Source organism: Bifidobacterium tissieri, from assembly GCF_002259645.1.
GTDB lineage: Bacteria > Actinomycetota > Actinomycetes > Actinomycetales > Bifidobacteriaceae > Galliscardovia > Galliscardovia tissieri.
Genome location: NZ_MWWV01000009.1, coordinates 1 through 18,684 on the forward strand (window position 1 = coordinate 1; position 18,684 = coordinate 18,684).

The 18,684-nt window shown below is 61.8% G+C and carries 11 protein-coding genes, 1 tRNA gene and 1 pseudogene; 9 read left to right on the top strand and 4 right to left on the bottom strand.

Features of this window, described 5'->3' with window-relative positions; genetic code table 11:
* Positions 1-569: pseudogene (locus tag BTIS_RS06965) on the top strand (IS256 family transposase); the annotation flags it as partial.
* A 1,030-nt stretch (positions 570-1,599) separates the two neighbouring features.
* Here BTIS_RS06965 and metG read toward each other — a convergent pair.
* Positions 1,600-3,459, bottom strand: a complete 1,860-nt coding sequence (gene metG, locus BTIS_RS06970; RefSeq protein WP_094663988.1) for a methionine--tRNA ligase — start codon at positions 3,457-3,459, stop codon at positions 1,600-1,602.
* A 243-nt stretch (positions 3,460-3,702) separates the two neighbouring features.
* On the opposite strand from metG, the gene BTIS_RS06975 reads away from it, so the two are divergent.
* Together BTIS_RS06975 and BTIS_RS06980 are read left to right on the top strand one after the other, a co-directional pair.
* Entirely contained in the window at positions 3,703-4,542 is an 840-nt protein-coding gene (locus tag BTIS_RS06975) for a hypothetical protein (RefSeq protein WP_143248897.1), read from the top strand.
* Complete coding sequence (locus tag BTIS_RS06980) at positions 4,539-4,808, top strand: variant leucine-rich repeat-containing protein (RefSeq protein ID WP_094663992.1); 270 nt, start codon at positions 4,539-4,541, stop codon at positions 4,806-4,808. Before BTIS_RS06975 ends, BTIS_RS06980 begins: the two co-directional genes overlap by 4 nt.
* Before the next feature lie 69 nt (positions 4,809-4,877).
* Here the strand turns inward: BTIS_RS06980 and rsmI are convergent, their stop codons facing one another.
* Entirely contained in the window at positions 4,878-5,876 is a 999-nt protein-coding gene (gene rsmI / locus BTIS_RS06985; RefSeq protein WP_094664216.1) for a 16S rRNA (cytidine(1402)-2'-O)-methyltransferase, read from the bottom strand.
* A 174-nt stretch (positions 5,877-6,050) separates the two neighbouring features.
* Between rsmI and BTIS_RS06990 the strand changes: the two genes are divergently transcribed.
* The 3 genes from BTIS_RS06990 to BTIS_RS07000 all read left to right on the top strand — a co-directional run bounded on the left by BTIS_RS06990 (position 6,051) and on the right by BTIS_RS07000 (position 10,402).
* Complete coding sequence (locus BTIS_RS06990; RefSeq protein WP_094663994.1) at positions 6,051-8,288, top strand: RNA degradosome polyphosphate kinase; 2,238 nt, start codon at positions 6,051-6,053, stop codon at positions 8,286-8,288.
* Between the two features lie 343 nt (positions 8,289-8,631).
* On the top strand, positions 8,632-9,693 hold the full coding sequence (locus BTIS_RS06995) for an NUDIX hydrolase (protein WP_094663996.1): 1,062 nt from the start codon (positions 8,632-8,634) through the stop codon (positions 9,691-9,693).
* Between the two features lie 97 nt (positions 9,694-9,790).
* Entirely contained in the window at positions 9,791-10,402 is a 612-nt protein-coding gene (locus BTIS_RS07000) for a hypothetical protein (protein WP_411897108.1), read from the top strand.
* A gap of 1,149 nt (positions 10,403-11,551) precedes the next feature.
* On the opposite strand, the gene BTIS_RS07005 is transcribed toward BTIS_RS07000, so the two are convergent.
* Positions 11,552-11,624: transfer RNA gene (locus tag BTIS_RS07005), tRNA-Lys, on the bottom strand.
* A 74-nt stretch (positions 11,625-11,698) separates the two neighbouring features.
* Between BTIS_RS07005 and BTIS_RS07010 the strand changes: the two genes are divergently transcribed.
* The gene (locus tag BTIS_RS07010) at positions 11,699-13,036 is read left to right on the top strand and encodes a THUMP-like domain-containing protein (RefSeq protein ID WP_094664000.1); all 1,338 of its coding nucleotides are present in this window, start codon (positions 11,699-11,701) and stop codon (positions 13,034-13,036) included.
* Between the two features lie 380 nt (positions 13,037-13,416).
* A complete protein-coding gene (locus BTIS_RS07015) occupies positions 13,417-14,607 on the top strand; it encodes a pyridoxal phosphate-dependent aminotransferase (protein WP_094664002.1) in 1,191 nt (396 codons plus the stop codon).
* Positions 14,608-14,793: 186 nt separating this feature from the next.
* Here BTIS_RS07015 and BTIS_RS07020 read toward each other — a convergent pair whose 3' ends face one another.
* Complete coding sequence (locus BTIS_RS07020; RefSeq protein WP_094664004.1) at positions 14,794-15,609, bottom strand: hypothetical protein; 816 nt, start codon at positions 15,607-15,609, stop codon at positions 14,794-14,796.
* A gap of 379 nt (positions 15,610-15,988) precedes the next feature.
* Between BTIS_RS07020 and BTIS_RS07025 the strand changes: the two genes are divergently transcribed.
* Complete coding sequence (locus tag BTIS_RS07025; RefSeq protein ID WP_094664006.1) at positions 15,989-18,682, top strand: YhgE/Pip domain-containing protein; 2,694 nt, start codon at positions 15,989-15,991, stop codon at positions 18,680-18,682.
* The last annotated feature ends 2 nt before the right edge of the window (positions 18,683-18,684 follow it).

The window sequence follows — 18,684 nt, forward strand, 5'->3', positions numbered from 1 at the left end:
GACGGCTCAGACGCATCGCCCTCGCCCTGCCGCGCGTCAGGGACGGCGCGGCCGCGGCCGATTGGCTGGCCTCCTATAACCAGTGGGAGCAGGACTTCGCGGGCTTCCTCGACGAGAAAAGCGAATACGCCGACGGCAGCGTGAACGACATGCACCAAAGACTCGTCAGGGCCAGGCGCATGATCCGCGGACGCATCCGCGAGGGGCGCCTGTTCACGTTCCTCGACGAGGACCTGACGGAGAACGGAACGATACCATCCACGAACAACCTCATCGAATCATGGAACGGACGGATCCGGGACATGCTGCGCCATCACCGCGGACTGCGCCTGATCCGGCAACTGAAGGCGATCTGCTGGTGGTGCCACCAGCACACCGAACACCCCGAGACGGACGCATGGCTGGCAGCGAACGCGGTCACGGACGAACGGCTGGAGAGCCTCTACCGGAAGGCATGGGAGAACAGCCCGCAGGGCCGATACGAGACGTTCGGCATCCCCATGCGCCACGGCACCGGCATCGACTGGAACGACTTCCACACCCGGGTCGACTGGCCATCCAACGACTAGACCACCAGACACACATTTTGGCCTATAAGCCAAGAGTCCGGTAATACCCAAATTCCTGTCCGGGAAAACCCATAACGGGAATCGGGAAAAGACGGAAAAGAAGAAACCCGGCGGGAGAGAAGACCGCCGGGCTAGAGAGAGAAGAGAGAAGAAGGGTTCAGTTATCAGATTCGATTGGAATCTCATCAGCAGGTTCAACCGCTGACGACTCACATATAACCAGCGATTCCTTGGAAAGATGATGCGGGAACCTGAGTCTTTCCTGAAAAAGTACGAGGGATTCTGTGAGAGCTCACATCAGTCGGATATCGCCGGTTTCACGGTAGCACCGTTTTCCTGGCTCATAACCCGAAACTGGACCGCAGACCGGGAGAAGACGGCACCGACTCTCTCGTCGCAAAACCAGTCACGACAACGCAATCCAGTCATAACAACGCAGCCCCCTGTCACAACCAACGCAGAGCCCGTCTGCGAACCACGGCCCCAAAGAGATCCCGCACCTTCCCTCACGGAAAAGCGTGGAAAAGATTTACACAGGAAAGGCCGGGCAGGACACTCGCACTAGCCAGCGGCACACCAACGGCACACGCGAATAAGACCCACGTGCTGACCCTTAACCCGCGGCATACAGCCAGACACCGATTACAAGCACTATGAAAGTTCCTATAGCCCCTATAATCCAGAGGCTGGGTTTCCGAAGGAGATCCTCCGGGAACCCAGCCCGACTGCTCAATTCAGCTCAGCCGGTCAAGCCGAGCCAACTCAGCCAAACCAACTCAACTCAGCTCAGCCGGCCAAGTTAAGCCCGACCGAGTCGAGTCAGCCAAGCCAACTCAGCCTAACCAAGCCAAATCAACTCAGCTCAGCCGGCCAAGTCGAGTCCGGCCAAGTCAAGTCCGGCTCAGTCAAGACACATCAACTCAGACCAACCAAGTCGAGTCAGCCAAGCCAACTCAGACCAGCCAAGCCAACTCAGCCAAGCCAGAAACCACCGAACTCAGACGAGACACAGGCCAGACTCAGACGAAACTCAGGCAAGCTTGGCCTTCTCGGCGGCGAAACGCTCGGCCTCCTTGGCGCGGCGGGCGTCGAGCTCGGCCTGGAAGCGCTCGAGCTCCTCGGCCACGGCCTCCTTCGGGATCTTGGCGAAGATCGGCTTCGGCTTCGGCACGGAAGCACCCACCTCGATCGGCTCGCTCTTCCACGGGTGCACGTTCACGCCCAGCTTGTAGTCGCCGGTGATGATCGGATAGGAGAAGCCGGGCTTGTCGAGATCCTCGACCTCCTCGATGTGCGGCAGCGGCGAGAACACGCCCGTGCCACCCAGAGCCTCCCACACCTTCTGCGCGGAGTGGGGCAGGAACGGAGCCAGCAGGTGGTTGGCGTCGGACACGGCCTGGGCGGCCACGTGCAGCACGGTACCCAGACGGGCCTCGTCGTCCTTGATCTTCCAAGGCTCCACGGCGGAGATGTACTTGTTGATCTCGCCGACGATGCGCATCGCCTCGGCCAGTGCGGCCTTCTGGTGGTGCTTCTCAAGGAAGTTGCCCACAGTGTCGAACGCGGCGTTGGTCTGCTCGAGCAGCGCACGCTCCTGATCGGTCATCGCGGACTCATCAATGGCCGGGATGGAGCCGAAGTTCTTGGCGATCAGGTTGGCCACACGGTTCACCAGATTGCCCCACGCGGCGGCCAGCTCCTCATTGTTGTGACGCACGAACTCGGCCCACGTGAAGTCGGAGTCGGAGCTTTCCGGACCGGCCACGGAGATGTAGTAGCGCACGGCGTCCACGGGGTAGCGGGCGAGGATGTCCTTGACGTAGATCACGATGCCGCGGGACGAGGAGAACTTCTTGCCCTCCATGGTCATGAACTCGCTGGCCACCACCTGCTCGGGCATGTTCAGCGGTCCGAGTTCACCGGTCTCGCCGCCCTTGGAGCCCTGACCGTTGTAGGCGAGCATCTCGGAGGGCCAGATCTGCGAATGGAAGGTGATGTTGTCCTTGCCCATGAAGTAGTAGGCGGGAGTGGACGGATCGTTCCACCATGCGCGCCACGCCTCGGGGTCGCCCTTGCGACGGGCCCATTCGATGGATGCCGACAGGTAGCCGATCACAGCGTCGAACCACACGTAGAGCTTCTTGTTCGGGTTGTCGATCCAGCCGTCCACCGGCACGGGGATGCCCCAGTCGATGTCGCGGGTAATGGCGCGCGGCTTGACTTCCTTGAACAGGCCGATGGAGAAGTTGATGACGTTGGTACGCCAGCCCTCGCGGGTCTTGAGCCATGCGAGGTTCGCCTCGGCGAGCGCGGGCAGATCGAGGAAGTAGTGCTCGGTCTCCTCGAAGCGCGGGGTCTCGCCGTTGATCTTGGAAACGGGGTTGATCAGGTCGATCGGGTCGAGCTCGTTGCCGCAGGCGTCGCACTGATCGCCACGTGCGCCGTCGGTGTGGCAGATCGGGCATTCGCCTTCGATGTATCGGTCGGGCAGGGTGCGTCCGGTGGACGGGCTGATGGCCACCTGCTGGGTGCCCTTGTAGATGTAGCCGTTCTTCAGGCACTGCTTGAACAGCTCCTGCACCACATGCTCGTGGTTGCCGGTGGTGGTGCGGGTGAACAGATCGTAGCTCAGGCCGAGATCGCACAGATCCTTGGCGATCACTCGGTTGTAGCGGTTGGCGAGCTCCTGGGCGGTCAGGCCCTCCTTTTCGGCCTCGACCAGGATCGGGGTGCCGTGCTCGTCGGTGCCGGAGACCATGAGCACGTCGTTGCCCTTCATGCGCTCGTATCGCGCGTAGACATCGGAGGGGACGCCGAAACCGGCTACATGGCCGATATGGCGGGGGCCGTTCGCATACGGCCAGGCGACGTTAACAAGAATATGACTCATAAATCCCGATTATCCGTACGGGCATTGACGTTTCAGTACGTTGAAATGTGGATAATCCGCGGAGTTGTCCACATGGGTGTCGTTTTAAGCGTGGGTTATCCACTTTTCCACATTTTTCGTCGTCGGACTCACACGATCGCATATCCCGCCCTAACGTCGGGAGACATGAACGACATTTCATATGACACAGTCGTTCGTCAAAGCAGACGAGCGAACACAGCACGACAAAACCGCTATAGGAACATGGGGATTGCAACGCGCGAAGGGCCATCACTGGTCCGCAGCAAGGACGTGACCGGATGCATGGCACTGAACCGGCTGATCCGTATGGGTGTGCTGACCCGATTGGACAATACCTGCGGATATCGCAACGATTATGCGAACACGTTGATCGGTCGCGCGATGATCGTGGAGCCGATGATTCCGTATGGTGCCACGGCGGCCGGCAAGCTGGCGCTGTGGGTGTGGGTCGGCGGCCGGTTCCCCACCTGTTTTGATTTGGTGTCGACGTCGCACTATCGCGCACGTGTGCATGGCCGCGACGTGCATGTGCACAATCGTCGGATGATGACGAATCAGGTGATGCGTCTGGCCGAGCTGAAGATCACGTCGCCCATACGCACGGCCTGCGATCTGGCATGCATGGCACCGGCCGAACGGCAGGGTTGTGATGTGAACCGGATGATCATCGAACTGATACAACGGTATTCGATCGATCCGGATCAGTGTCTGGACACATTGTGGTGCAACCAGCGCTGGCCGCGACACAGTCTTGGCATCACCACGTTCATGGCGTTGAAGAATCGGAGGGAGTCATGGGACGTTTCGTACGCGCGACAGGGCGAGGGGCCAGATTCGGATTCCGGCTCAGGCTCCGGTTCGGGAAGACGAACCGCGCCGGACGCCACAGCGGGCATGATCGGCGTGGTGACGAACACGACGACGGCACGACCGTCACCCGTCGGTCGCGGCGCGGAACGGGGCGACGCGCACAACGTTCGGCCGGCCAACGGACGTCCGGTCGGCGATTACGGTCCCGCAAGGCGGACCGGCGTCTCCACACGCTCCGCCGGATCGGCGTGAAACGGACGGCCTCGCCGAACGAACGCGGTCCGAAGCCGCCGGAACCACCGATCCGTCTGACCGCGCAGGTGGCGTGCGATCCGACCACCGCCGACGACGTGCTGTGGACGATCGCCGAGCGTGCGCCGGAGTTGCGTATGTGGCTGATCGCCAATCCGTCGGCGAGCGCCGAACTGCTCGAATATGTGGCGCAGCGCGGCGGACCGGGTGTGGCCCGGGGATTCGAGGTGCTGTTCGGCGCGATGGAGGATGGCGTCACCGGATGATGATTGATGATGATTGCCGCATGATCTGCCGTCTGCAACGCGTCTCGTATCTGCCGCCTGGTCTTTTCCCTACTGCTTGATCTTGAGCACGGCGGCGTAGACCTGCTTGCGGTTGGCGAGCGAGCCGTCGGGCAGCGGATGCTCCTCGATCACCTCGGCGATCGCATCCTTGATGCGCAGCCCGTCCTCGAGCGCACGATCGATGGCGAGCACGGCCAGTTCGTCCACGCTCAGCATGGACGACGACGCTTCGAGTGCCTCGTCCTCGGACGCGCCACCGATCACCAGCACGATCTCGCCGCGCGGCGGGTCGTCGATCACGCTCTGGCGGATCTCGCCGATGCCACCGCGACGGATCTCCTCGAAATCCTTGGTCAGTTCGCGCGCCAACGCCATGGGCCGGTCGGGGCCGAATGCGGACAGCAGGTCGTCCATCGAATCGGCGATGCGGTGAGGGGTCTCGTAGAACACGATCGTGCGGCGTTCGGACTGCAGGGAACGCAGACGCTGCACGCGTTCGGCGTGCTTGCGCGGCAGGAATCCCTCGTAGCAGAAACGGTCGGTGGGCAGACCGGACAGGGCGAGCGCGTCGAGTACGGCGGAGGGGCCGGGCGCGCAGGTGACGGGCAGTCCGCGTTCGATGGCGCGGCGCACGATCGACAGTCCCGGATCGTTGATCGTGGGCATACCGGCGTCGGAAACGACGAGCACGCATGCGCCGGTCTCCACTTCGTCGAGCAGACCGTCGGACTTGGAACGCTCGTTGTGATCATGGAACGCCACCACACGGCCGTTGACGTGCACTCCGAGACGACGGGCCAGATCGTAGAGCCGGCGGGTGTCCTCCGCGGCCACGATGTCGGCCTGTTCCATGAGCGCCGCCAGGCGGGCGGACGCGTCGAAGGTGTTGCCGATCGGTGTGGCGGCGAGCACTACCGTGCCTCGCGGAATCGTCGGCGTGCGTCGGGCTCCGGCGGGGCTGATGTCCGCAACCTGGACGGGTGCCGGCTGGACTGCCGGAACGGTTCGGGCAACGGGTTTCGTGGTTTCCAAGGTTTCCGATTGCATGCCTTCAGTATGGCATGTCTTCGGCATCGCCCACGGCAGTCGCATCACCGACGGTATGAAACAAGTAGTCTAATTCATCCGGGATTCACCGAAAAGATAGGGGGAATATGAATTGCCGTTGAATTCTCCCGTTTCGAACCACAAAAACACGCATAACGAAATAAAGTGGTAGCTATGGCCCAGATATTCAATGAACCCTCAAAGGCGATCCTGAAAAGCCAGATCGCCGAGCATATCGCGGAGACCCCCAAGGACAACCGCGAAAACCCCAACGCCTCCCTCTACGAGCCGTTGCCGAAGGACCGGTTCTTCGATCGCGAACTCAGCTGGCTGAAGTTCAACAAGCGAGTGCTGGAACTGGCCGAGGACGACTCCCTCCCGGTGATTGAGCGCGCCAACTTCGCCGCGATCTTCGCCTCGAACCTCGACGAGTTCTTCATGGTCCGCGTGGCCGGCCTCAAGCGTCGTATCGACACCGGTCTGGCCGTCACGTCGGCAAGCGGTCTGAGCCCGCGTCAGACCCTGCGCGCCATCGCCGATCAGGCCCACCGCCTGCAGGACGAGCACGCGCACTACGTGGTCGACCACATCCTTCCCGATCTGGCCAAGGAGAACATCGTCCTCCTCAAGTGGAGCCAGCTGACCATCGCCGAGCAGGAGCGTCTGAGCAAGTTCTTCCGCATGCAGGTGTTCCCCGTGCTCACCCCGCTGGCCGTGGATCCCGCCCACCCGTTCCCGTACATCTCCGGCAACTCGCTGAACCTCGCCGTGATCGTCGAGAACCCGACGTCCGGCAAGTCGCACTTCGCCCGTGTGAAGATTCCTGACAACCTGTCCCGTCTGGTGCCGGTCGACGACATGACCGAAGACGAGTCCGGCGACGTGCGCTACGGCTTCATCACCATGGAGAACCTGATCATCGCCCATCTGGAATCGCTGTTCCCTGGCATGATCATCAAGGAAGCCCGTTCGTTCCGCGTCACCCGTAACGAGGACATCGACGTCGAAGAGGACGATGCCGAGAACCTGCTCAACGCCATGGAGAAGGAGCTTCTCCGTCGTCGTTTCGGACCGCCGATCCGTCTGGAGCTGTCCGACACCACCTCCCCGTTCCTCTCGCACCTGCTGGCCGACCAGCTGGGCGTGAACGACGAGGAAGTGTACCGTCTGCCCGCACCGCTCGACTTCACCGTGCTGTTCGAGCTTGGCGGCGTGGACCGTCCGGACCTCAAGTTCCCCAAGTTCATCCCCACGACCAACCGCCAGATCGCCGAGGTCGAATCCAGCCGTGCGCAGGACATCTTCGCCGCCATCCGCGAGCGCGACATCCTGCTGCACCACCCCTACGACTCCTTCTCCACCTCCGTGCAGGCGTTCCTGGCTCAGGCCGCCGCCGACCCGAAGGTGCTGGCCATCAAGCAGACCCTGTACCGTACGTCCAGCAACTCGCCGATCATCGACGCTCTGGTCGACGCCGCGCAGGCCGGCAAGCAGGTGCTCGCCCTGGTGGAGATCAAGGCCCGCTTCGACGAGGACGCGAACATCGCCTGGGCCCGCAAGCTCGAACGTGCCGGCGTGCACGTGGTGTACGGCATCGTCGGACTGAAGACGCACTGCAAGCTTTCGCTTGTGGTCCGTCAGGAGGCCGACGGCCTTCGTCGCTACTGCCACGTGGGCACGGGTAACTACAACCCGAAGACCGCCCGCATCTACACCGATCTCGGTCTGCTCACCTGCGACCCGGTGGTCGGACAGGACCTCACCCGCCTGTTCAACCAGCTCTCCGGCTACGCGCCCAAGTCCACGTTCCACCGTCTGCTGGTGGCTCCGCGCGGCATCCGCTCCGGTCTGATCGAGCGCATTCGCCGCGAGGAGGACGCCGCACGCGCCGGCAAGGAAGCCTGGATCAAGATCAAGGTCAACTCCATCGTCGACGAGAAGACGATCGACGCGCTGTACCGCGCCTCGCAGGCCGGCGTGAAGATCGACATCGTGGAGCGCGGCATCTGCTCGCTCAAGCCCGGCGTTCCCGGCATGAGCGAGAACATCCGCGTGCGTTCCATCCTCGGTCGCTTCCTGGAGCACAGCCGCATCTACGCCTTCGCGAACTCGCAGGGCCCGCAGATCGGTGAAGGCCCCGCCTCCGGTCCGGAGGTCTGGATCGGTTCGGCCGATCTGATGCACCGCAACCTCGACCGTCGTGTCGAGGCGCTGATCCGCATCACCGCCCCCGAGCAGATCGAAGCGCTCATCAAGTACGTCGACCTGCAGATGGCCGACACCACCAGCTCCTGGCACATGCAGCCGGACGGCACCTACGTGCGTCACTCCCGCGACGCCGAAGGCAACCCGCTCGTCGACTGCCAGGAGGCGCTGATCAAGAAGCACACGCGTCGTCCGCGCAACAGCTGATCTGATCTGATTGAACTTGATCAGTGATCGGCTGATTGTCGATCGGTGATCAACCGATCATTGATCGACGTTCGCATTAGTCGGAATGGGCATCCTGCAACAGGATGCCCATTCTGCTATCGGCATCACTTGCTTCGATGTTGCATCATTTGTCCATAATCACGCACATTCGTTCACAAACAGTCATAGCCGCCAACACGGTCTGCCACCAACGAAAACCCCATCCGGCAACGTCCAACGACGGACGTACGCCCACAGGCAATTCAACCCATCGCCGACATCCCACCCCACATAGCGCGATAATGGAGCCGTAACGAACAGCTCCGAACACAAAGGAAGCACTATGAGCACAGTCGTCGAGGCAGCCGGCGGCATCGTGTACCGTTGGCGCGATGGAGTCGAGCTATTGGGCGCAGCCCAGCACGACTCGGATCTGATACTGGAAAATCTGGAGGTCTGTGTAGTACACAGACCCAAGTACAACGACTGGAGCTGGCCGAAAGGCAAACTCGACATCAACGAATCGCATCGGCACGCCGCGGTGCGCGAGATCGGCGAGGAAACCGGACTGGCGGTCGCGCTCGGCGCCTACATCGGCGAGATCGAATATCCCCTCGAAGACGAAGGGAAACGCGGCAAACGACGTAACGATCCTCGTAAACCCAGCAAACATATCCGCTACTGGATTGCATCGATCATTGATGATGAAACCGCAATGAAGCGTCGATACGCGTTCGGCCCGATCAACGCCGACAGGCTCGAAGTCGACAACGTGCAGTGGATGTCCCCCGCCGACGCACGCCATAAGCTCACCCATGTACTCGATCTTGACATCCTCGCCGAATTCGTGCGCAAGGTCAAAAGCGGAATCCTGTGGTCGAAGATGTTTCTGCTCATCCGCCACGGCAAGGCGGAAGGACGCAGATTCTGGGGCGGCACCGACGCCGATCGACCGATCACGCCGCTCGGATCGGCCGCGGCGTACGCGCTCACCCGCGAAATCGCATGCTTCGGCGTGAACCGACTCGTCACCTCGCCATGGCGGCGTTGCGTCGGCACCATCCAGACGTTCGCATGGCAGACCGGATTACCCGTCAACATGGCCGACGATCTGACCGAAGACGCCTACGCATCGCAGCCCGACTCCGCATGGGAATGCCTGCGGCACGAAATGGAGATCACACTGCGGACCGGACAGATCACCGCCGTGTGCATGCACCGACCCGTGATCGGTGGCGTGTTCGAACACATGCGCGGACTGTGCGAACGCAAGTCGCTGGCCAAACAGCTACCTGCGAAAACGCCGTACATGGCGACCGGACATGCGATAGCCTTTAATATCGTCAACACGGACAACGGTCCGGCAATCATCGATATTCAGAAGGTAAGCCCCATTGTCTACTAGCTCCTCCTCATACGGTTCCTCCTCCATCCGCGCGGCGGGCTCGGGATTCGCGGCTTCCGGGCGGTTCACCCGACCCGCGCAGCTCGATCCGGCGCTTATGGAGCATCTCTCCGGCGGCGTGGACCCGCAGCAGCTCAGTGAAATCAGCCACACCACGGCCGCTTCGCTGCTCGACCGCGTGCATCACACGCAGGATCCGCAGACCGTGGCACGCGTGCTCACGCTCGTGGAACATGAGGGCGTGGATCTGGTGGCGGAACTGTGGAGCGGCGGAGACCCGGATTCGCTGCCCGGCGTGCTGTGGCGACTGTACATGCTGCGCACGTGGATGCGTCGCAACAGGGAGTCGATCTCGCGGCTGTGGCGCATCGGCGAGCCGGTGGCGGGAGCGTCGTCGGCGATCGCGGGTGTGGATCAGGCGCCGACGGCCGAGGATATCGCGCGCACGGCGGATTCCATTCTTTCCGGCGCGTTTGTCGGTGATTTCGCCGTGGCCATGGAACGGGCGAGCGCGTTCTGCGCCGTGATCTCGGCTGGGCTCGTGGCCGAGGCACGCCGACGCCAGGAGCGTGAAGCGGAGCTGGCCGGGCCGAACCGGATCTCCAGCTCGGGAGCGGCGCATCTGCTGAAGACCGCGCGATCGCTGCACTCCACGTCCAAGGATTTCAAGGCCGGAGCGCGGCTCTGGCGCGAGGGGCGACTGGAGTAGGGCGGCGCGCGGGAACATCGGCCTGGGCCGAGGCTGAGAGTGAGCCGGGCTGAGAGTGAGCCGCGAGGTTAGCGGACGGCGCGCCGCAACTGACCGACATTCCGTTGCGGAAAGACCGGTCCGGCGCATATTCGACGCACGTCTGTGATAGATGGGCCTCTTGCGACAGCTCCGGTGCTTGTCCGACGCACCCATGCAACGGATAAGTACTTGGCGACAACCTCAATGCTCATTCGATGTACGCATGTGGCAGATAAACACCCTGGCCAGCCCCCGGTGCTTGTCTGACGCACACACGCGGCCAAGAAGCACCTCACGGGAGCTCCAGTGCTTGTTTGACGCATACAGGCGACGGATAGGCATCTTGTGACAGGTACGATGTTTGTCTGACGCGCACGGTGCGGGGTTGCCGAACACGCCCACGCCGGCGCCATCGGTTTGGCGGACCGGGAAAAATGCCGTACAGTGGTAGCCGCGTCGGGTCGTGCATTGCCCCGGGCTCCATTTTTTGCCGCTGCGAGCGGCCCTTGCGCCGACAGGCGCATTCACGGTCCGGCGTTCTTTTTACTTGTTTTATTTGTTTTCCTTCATTCGGAAATTCCGCTCTGTTCACGATGGCGGGAATAGAGCGCAAGCACAGACCATATGCAAACGACGCGCCCATCCGATGATCATGCCATGCCGGACTAGTTGGAAAGATCAGGCAGACAGGACGAGGTTACACAGGCGTTGTCCAAAGAGAGAGCATCTACGCTTGTCATTAACGATCATTGACAGATCCGTTTCCCCACGTATGAGAATACGCGTATGAGAAAACCATCAGAATCGTTGCGATTCCAAGGGCGTGCGGCGTCTCGCAGGATTCGACAACTTACGACATTCGGACGTGAAGATAACCGAGCAGGTGTACGGGCAACGCAATCTGAAGAGCGATAGCGCGACTGCGTTGATCGATGCCGGATACGAGTGGTGACAGTGTGTCGCTACACCACTAGGGGGTTGCATGGCATGGGTAGGGGGTATGTTTTGGAAGTGAATGTGATGCATAAATGATGCATTGCGTCCTTTTAACTGCCCGAACGCCGTTTCTGCCGGGAATGCAAAAGCCTCGAAACCGTTGGAATCATTGGCTTCGAGGCTTGTTTGCGGTGCCCCCCGTGGGATTCGAACCCACAACCCACGACTTAAAAGGACGCTGCTCTAACCGTTGAGCTAGAGGGGCAACATTTCTAAGATACACGGCATCTCCGAATAATTCAACCCATATGCCTCGGAAGATTTTCGTACAATGGGCGGGTGAAGATCAGCGCACAGACTTGGGAATTCATCCGATCGCATCGCAATGACGACGTACGCGATCTGGCATTGCACGCGGGCAGGGACGGCAGCGAGATCGACATGCCGTTCGCGCTTGATCAGATCGCGGGATGGCAGCGAGCGCGTACCAAACTACCGGAGTGGGCCGCGCGCGATGGGGTGATCTATCCTCCGCATATCTCCATAGAGCAGTGTTCGTCGCAGTCGACCGCACAGTACAAGGCGAGCGTGGCGCGCACGGTGACCGGATCGCAAGAGCCGCGCGGCACACTGGTGGATCTGACCGGCGGGTTCGGCGTGGATTTCTCGTACATGGCGCGCGGATTCGCGCACGCGACGTACGTGGAGCGGCAGTCGCATTTATGCGAGATCGCCGAGCATAACATGCGTGCGCTTGGTTTGGATCATGTGATGATCGTGAACGGGGATGCGGAGGAGTATCTCGCGGGAATGCCGGATCGGAGTGCAACACGCTGGGGAGATCCCTCCGATGCTACCGAGCCCACGTTTATCTTTCTTGATCCGGCCCGACGTGATGCGCATGGGGCGCGCACCTATGCGATCGCGGACTGCATGCCGGATGTGCTCGCGCTCAAGAGCATGCTGCTCTCCAAGGCGGATTGGGTGATGGTGAAGCTCTCCCCCATGCTTGACTGGCGGAAGACCATGGCCGACCTGGGGAGCTGCGTGCGGGAGGTTCATATCGTGTCCGCCGGCAATGAATGCAAGGAGCTGCTCGTGGTGCTGGCATCCCCGCGGACGCGGCATGATGCAAGCGAGGCGGCGGAGGAACATTCCATTCGCATGGTCTGCGTGAATGATGACGATGTGCTCGAATACATGGTCGATGCCGAGGGACGGATCCTCAACACGGAAGCCACCAACGTCGTCTCCACGGAAGCTGACCCCATAGGCTCCGCAAGGTCCGAGGAATCCGAGCCTCGATACCTGTTCGAGCCCAATGCCTCGATCATGAAGGCGGGATGCTTCGATCTGCTTGAACGGCGATATGCGCGGCACGGGCTTCGACAGATCGGTCCCAACAGTCACCTGTTCACCTCGGCCGAGCCGATTCCAGGATTCCCAGGGAGGGCGTTTCTCATCGACCGTATCACCGGCATGGGCAAGAAGGAGCTGAAATCCGCGCTGGCCGGCATTACGCATGCCAACATCGCGGTGCGCAACTTCCCCATGCCCGTGGCGACGCTGCGCAAGAAGCTCAAGCTCAAGGACGGCGGCGACACCTACATCTTCGCCACCACCACGGCGAGCGGCCAGCATACGCTGATGATCACAAGAAAACCGACGAATAGCTAGACACCAGTACCCCCAGACGAGGCAGCCGGCCGGCAACCTCGGTGCTATCCCTGCTTCGCTAGGCAGATTCAGCCTCTTGCAGAGGTCTAACCCCTCTTCCCTAGGCACATGGTTCCGAATACCTGCGGCATTTCAGCCATCGCCGTGTTGCAACCTCAGGGATTTTGACGAGGTTGTAGTTGGACGGCTGCCTAGCGAACGGCACATAGATTCTGGCAAGAGCCCTAATCTGCCTAATGAAGGCCGGTTATACCTCAAAGTCCGCAAACCGACGCCTCGCACCGCGCATACGCACCGGCATCTCACCAAGCCGACACGACCACCTCCACTTCTCCGCGTCATGATAAAACGGCAATCATCGAGCGAAAAGGAGCACAACAATGATCAACGAGGATTACAAGGCGATGTTGGGCGGCAAGTCCGTGATTCGCGAGTTGAGCGAATACGCGACCGCCCGCGGAGCCGAGATCGGCTACGAGAACGTGTTCGACTACAGCCTCGGCAACCCGAGCGTACCGGCACCGGCCAGCTTCACCAACGCCATGGTCGACCTGTATGAGCACGGCGACCCGGTAGCGATCCACGGATACTCCCCCTCGCTGGGCATCCCCTCGGTGAAGGACGCGATCGCCGACTCGCTCAACCGCCGCTTCGGCATGGAGTACACCGGCAATCACATCTTCCCCACCACAGGTGCCGCCGGCGCTCTCGCCCACGCCATGCGCGCGGTGACCAAGCCTGGTGACGAGATCATCACGTTCGCCCCGTATTTCCCCGAATACCAGCCGTACGTGAAGGGCACCGGCGCGAAGCTCACCATCGTGCCCGCCGACACAGAGAACTTCCAGACCAACTTCGAGGCGTTCGAGGCCGCATTGAACCCGAACGTGCAGGTGGTGCTCATCAACACGCCGAACAACCCGTCGGGAGCCGTGTACTCGGCCGCCACGCTGGAGAAGCTGGCGTCGATCCTCACCGCCAAGCAGACGGAATACGGCCACGACATCTTCCTGGTCAGCGACGAGCCGTACCGCGAGATCGTGTTCGACGGCGGCACGCAGCCCTACCCGGCCAAGTTCTACGCGAACACGCTCACCTGCTACTCGTGGTCCAAGTCACTGAGCCTTCCGGGCGAGCGCATCGGCTACGTGGCCGTGAACCCGAAGGCCACCGACGCCGATCTGCTCGTGCCGATGATGGGCCAGATCTCGCGAGGCACCGGACACAACTGCCCGCCGAGCTCCATCCAGCTGGGCGTGTCGAAGGTGCTCGACACGACGAGCGACCTGTCCGTGTACGAGACCAACATGAACCTGCTGTACGACGCGCTGACCGGCATCGGCTTCGATGTGGTGCGCCCCGGCGGCACGTTCTACATCTTCCCGAAGGCGTTGGAGGACAACGCCACCGCGTTCTGTCTCAAGGCCAAGGAGTACGACCTGATCCTGGTGCCATCTGAAAGCTTTGGCGTGCCTGGCTACTTCCGCATGGCCTACTGCATCGATACGGAGAAGGTGAAGCGTTCGATTCCGGTGCTGGAGAAGTTCGCCCACGAGGTGTACGGCCTGTAAGCCCCACCGGCGGCCAACCGGCGGCCAACCAAACCAGTTTCCGGCCGCCGACCGGACCGATGACAATACAAACGAAAGCCCCCTCACGTTGAACCGCCCCCGATCATTCGACTGAAATAAGTCAGTGCGATAACCGGAGATGCGATTCCACGTGAGGGGGCTTTTGCTGACGCTTCGATAGTGCGCCTACTCGATGTTGCTGATGGCGCCACCCCACGTCTTCTGCAGGGTCTCAGTGCCCTTCTGCTCTCCCACGAGGACCCATCGCTTGCCGGCGAGCATGGAATACTTGGCGTTGCCCGCCTGATCCTGATACTGCGCAAGCACCTCCCTCGCCTTGGACGCGATCGGCGCCTTGTAGATGCCCACGGACGTGTCATTGTCGAACACGGCGAACACCACCCGAGTGTCGCTGCACATCTCAACGGACTTGACGCCCGGGTAGGAGCTGGCGTCCATGCCCTGCCAGCCGCTGGTGCAGGTGCCGAACACCTTGTCCAGATCCGCCTCCATGGCCTTGGGATCGTCGATCGGCGCCGCGTCGAGGACCTTCTCCTCCACCACGCCTTGCGGGAACAGCGTGTTCGCGGCCCATCCGCATCCGGCGAGCATGAGGGACAGCACCAGGGCGATGATGCCCCACGTGCTGGCGATGCCGTGGCCGACCCCGGCCTTGTGGGCGACCCTACGCGCCACGATCACCAGAATCAGCGTGATCACGGCGAGCGCCACGGTGAGTATGATCAACGCGTTGACGGGAATGCCTGCAAACAGTTCCGGCATGCGCGCGGGGGCGATGGCGCGAGCCGCTGTGGCGCATCCGGACAGCACCGCGAGCACGCCGGCGATGGCGCACAGCGGATTCCATGGGCCGAGCGAGACGCGACCGTTGCGGTCGAGTTTGCCGCCACCATTGCCCCCGTTGCCACCGGCGCCGCCTTTGCCGCGATGGCTTCCCCGGCGTGAATGCTTGCGGTAGTCCCCTGCGTGATACACCGTCATGCTCAGCCCCCTCGATACGTTCGATATGCCCGATATGAATCGGCTATGAATAGTCGTCCTGACACCCGCCGACGAGTCCGCGATGCCGCGACGACAGGCCGGTATTGGTCTCCAGTGTAGTGCGACGGTCGTGGTTTCTCGATAATCCGACGGGATGACATGGCGGTTCTCCGAACGCCATCGTCCCGCAGAACGCCATGTACGCCAACCGCCTGCCGAGAATCCCCTAGTGCTACGGATGTCGTAGTGCTACGGTAAACGTAGTGGGTTGGAAATCGATAATGCGATCGGCAAACGATCGATGACACGATCAACAGATCAAACGGCGTCGGCAACAAGGTTCGACAACAAGACCGACCGGACATGACGAGGGGTTGTTATGAGGAATGTTCTACGGCTGGTGAAACGAGATCTGCTACGGCTGGCCAAAGTGCCCGCGGCATGGGTGATCTGCGTTGGCCTGATCGTCATCCCATCGCTGTACGCGTGGGTCAACATCTACGGATTCTGGGACCCGTACGGCAACACCAACAAGATTCAGGTGGCCGTGGCGAACGAGGACAAGGGCACGACGAACGATCTGCTCGGCGAGCTCAATCTGGGCGATCAGATCGTGCAGGCGATGAAAAGCAACACCCAGCTCGGCTGGCATTACGTGAGCCGCGATCAGGCGCTCGACGAGGTACGGTCCGGCAAAAGCTACGCCGCGTTCGTGATTCCCGAGGATTTCAGCAAGGATCTGGCCACGCTGCTGTCCGGCGATTTCCAGCAGCCGAAACTGCAGTACTACGTCAATGAGAAGGCGAACGCCGTGGCGCCCAAGATCACCGACGTCGGCTCCACCACGCTTGACACGACGATCAACAACACGTTCGTGTCGACCGCGAGTCAGGTGATCGTCTCGCAGCTCAACACCAAGCTCAACGACACGTCACAGCAGATCACGCAGGCGCAGACCGACGCGTCGAGCTCGCTCGGCGACACGGTGACCAAGCTCGACAACGCCCGCGGCTCGGTCAAGGATCTCAAGACCACGGTCGGCAAGGCCAAAGGCAAGGCGCAGGACGCCAAGTCCACCCTCAACGACGTGAAGACTCAGACCGGACTGCTCACCGACGGGCTCAAGCAGACATCGTCGCTGCTCACCGACAGCACGAACACGATCAACTCGTTCGCGGCGAACACGTCGAGCACGCTCGACAAAGGATCGTCCCTGATCTCGAACACCTCGTCGAAGGCGAACGTGTCGGTGGGCAAGGTCGCCGGCACGATCACCACGGCCAGCGGTACAGTGTCGGGCGCGATCGAAACCGGCAAGACGATCACCGATCAGAACGCGCAGACACTGAACTCACTCGAATCCGTAATCGCCTCACTGCCCGCCGACTCCCAGCTGCGCACCCGTCTCGACGAGATCGTCAACGGCAAGACCGGCAACGGCGGACTCAAGCAGCGCAACCAGTCCCTCGCACAGACCCTGGGCAATCTGGACAAGCTCAACACCGACACCGTGAACACGGCCAACACCGTGGCCGGCGCGACCAACACACTCGACGCGACCGTGCAGAACACGCTCAACAACGTCAACGGCTACCGCAGCACGCTGTCCGGCACCACGATCCCGCAGATCAACTCCGGACTCACGCAGCTGGCCGGAGTCAGCGGCAACCTCGCCGGCGGCATCACCAGCCAGTCGAACCTGATCGACCAGACCAGCACGATCCTCGACCAGCTGATCTCCACGCTCGACGCCACCGACAAGGCGCTCGACCAAACCGACGCCGGCTTCAAGACACTCCGCGATGACACGGATACCGTGCGCACCGACGTGAACGCGCTCGTCGGCTCCGACACGTGGAGCAAGATCACGTCCGGCGGCAATCTGGACGCGTCCAAGATCGCCGACTTCATGTTCTCCCCCACCACGCTCAAGACCACGACGATCTTCCCGCTCAACGCGTACGGCTCGGGCATGGCCCCGCTGTTCACCGACCTGTCGCTGTGGGTGGGCGCGTTCGTGCTCATGGTGATCGTCAAGCTCGAAGTGGACGACGAGGATATCCCCGGGCTCACCGTCCGCCAGGCGTACATGGGCCGCTGGCTGCTGCTTGCGATCCTGGCCGTTCTGCAGGCGATCGTATGCTGCGTGGGTGATCTGATCATCGGCGTGCAGGCGGCGAACGTGCCCGCGTTCATCGGCACCGGCGTGATCACGTCGCTCACATATCTGAGCATCACGTACGCGCTGTCGGTCACATTCCAGCACGTGGGCAAGGCCCTGTGCGTGGTGCTCGTGATCGTGCAGATCCCCGGCGCGTCCGGCCTGTACCCGATCGAGATGATGCCCGGATTCTTCCAGCGTCTCTACCCGTTCTTCCCGTTCACGTACAGCATCGACGCGCTCCGCGAGACGATCGGCGGCTTCTACGGCAACCAGTATGCGACCGCCGTGGGGCACCTGCTGCTGTTCGTGGTGGCAAGCTTCATCCTCGGTCTCGTGTTGCGCCCGTACCTGACGAATCTCAACGGACTGTTCGCCAGGGAGATCGAGGAAAGCGACATCATCATCGGCGAGCAGAGCGAAGTGCCGTACCGCGCGTACCGCTTCTCGCAGGCCATGAGCGCCATGACCGATCACGCCGGCTACCGCAGTGGCGCCCACCGTCGCGCCATGCGATTCGCCCGGCATTATCCGCGCCTCAAGATCGGCGGCCTGATCGCCGGATTCGTGGTGCCGGTCGCGCTCACCCTGCTGTTCTCACTCAACCCGGCGTTCGCGGACACCAGCCGCAAGGCTCTGATGCTGGGCGCCTGGGTGGCGTGGGTGCTGATCATCATCGGCTTCCTGCTCGCCATCGAATACATTCGCGACACCATCGAACGGCAGATGCTGCTCGGCGCGATGAGTGACGACGAGATCCGCGACCTGTTCTCCGTACGCAAGTACCTGAAGACGATCCAGCGGCCGTCGTTCGGCCTGCCGACCAGGCCGGCGCACACGGGCGCACACGGTTCGACCCACACCCACGGCTCGTCATCCGGATCATCCGGCACCCACAATCAACAGCACTAGGA

Coding starts and splice junctions, on each gene's coding strand:
- metG (WP_094663988.1), bottom strand. CDS start 3,459: ATGAGTCATATTCTTGTTAACGTCGCCTGGCCGTATGCGAACGGCCCC.
- BTIS_RS06975 (WP_143248897.1), top strand. CDS start 3,703: ATGGGGATTGCAACGCGCGAAGGGCCATCACTGGTCCGCAGCAAGGAC.
- rsmI (WP_094664216.1), bottom strand. CDS start 5,876: ATGCAATCGGAAACCTTGGAAACCACGAAACCCGTTGCCCGAACCGTT.
- BTIS_RS06990 (WP_094663994.1), top strand. CDS start 6,051: ATGGCCCAGATATTCAATGAACCCTCAAAGGCGATCCTGAAAAGCCAG.
- BTIS_RS06995 (WP_094663996.1), top strand. CDS start 8,632: ATGAGCACAGTCGTCGAGGCAGCCGGCGGCATCGTGTACCGTTGGCGC.
- BTIS_RS07000 (WP_411897108.1), top strand. CDS start 9,791: ATGGAGCATCTCTCCGGCGGCGTGGACCCGCAGCAGCTCAGTGAAATC.
- BTIS_RS07015 (WP_094664002.1), top strand. CDS start 13,417: ATGATCAACGAGGATTACAAGGCGATGTTGGGCGGCAAGTCCGTGATT.
- BTIS_RS07020 (WP_094664004.1), bottom strand. CDS start 15,609: ATGACGGTGTATCACGCAGGGGACTACCGCAAGCATTCACGCCGGGGA.
- BTIS_RS07025 (WP_094664006.1), top strand. CDS start 15,989: ATGAGGAATGTTCTACGGCTGGTGAAACGAGATCTGCTACGGCTGGCC.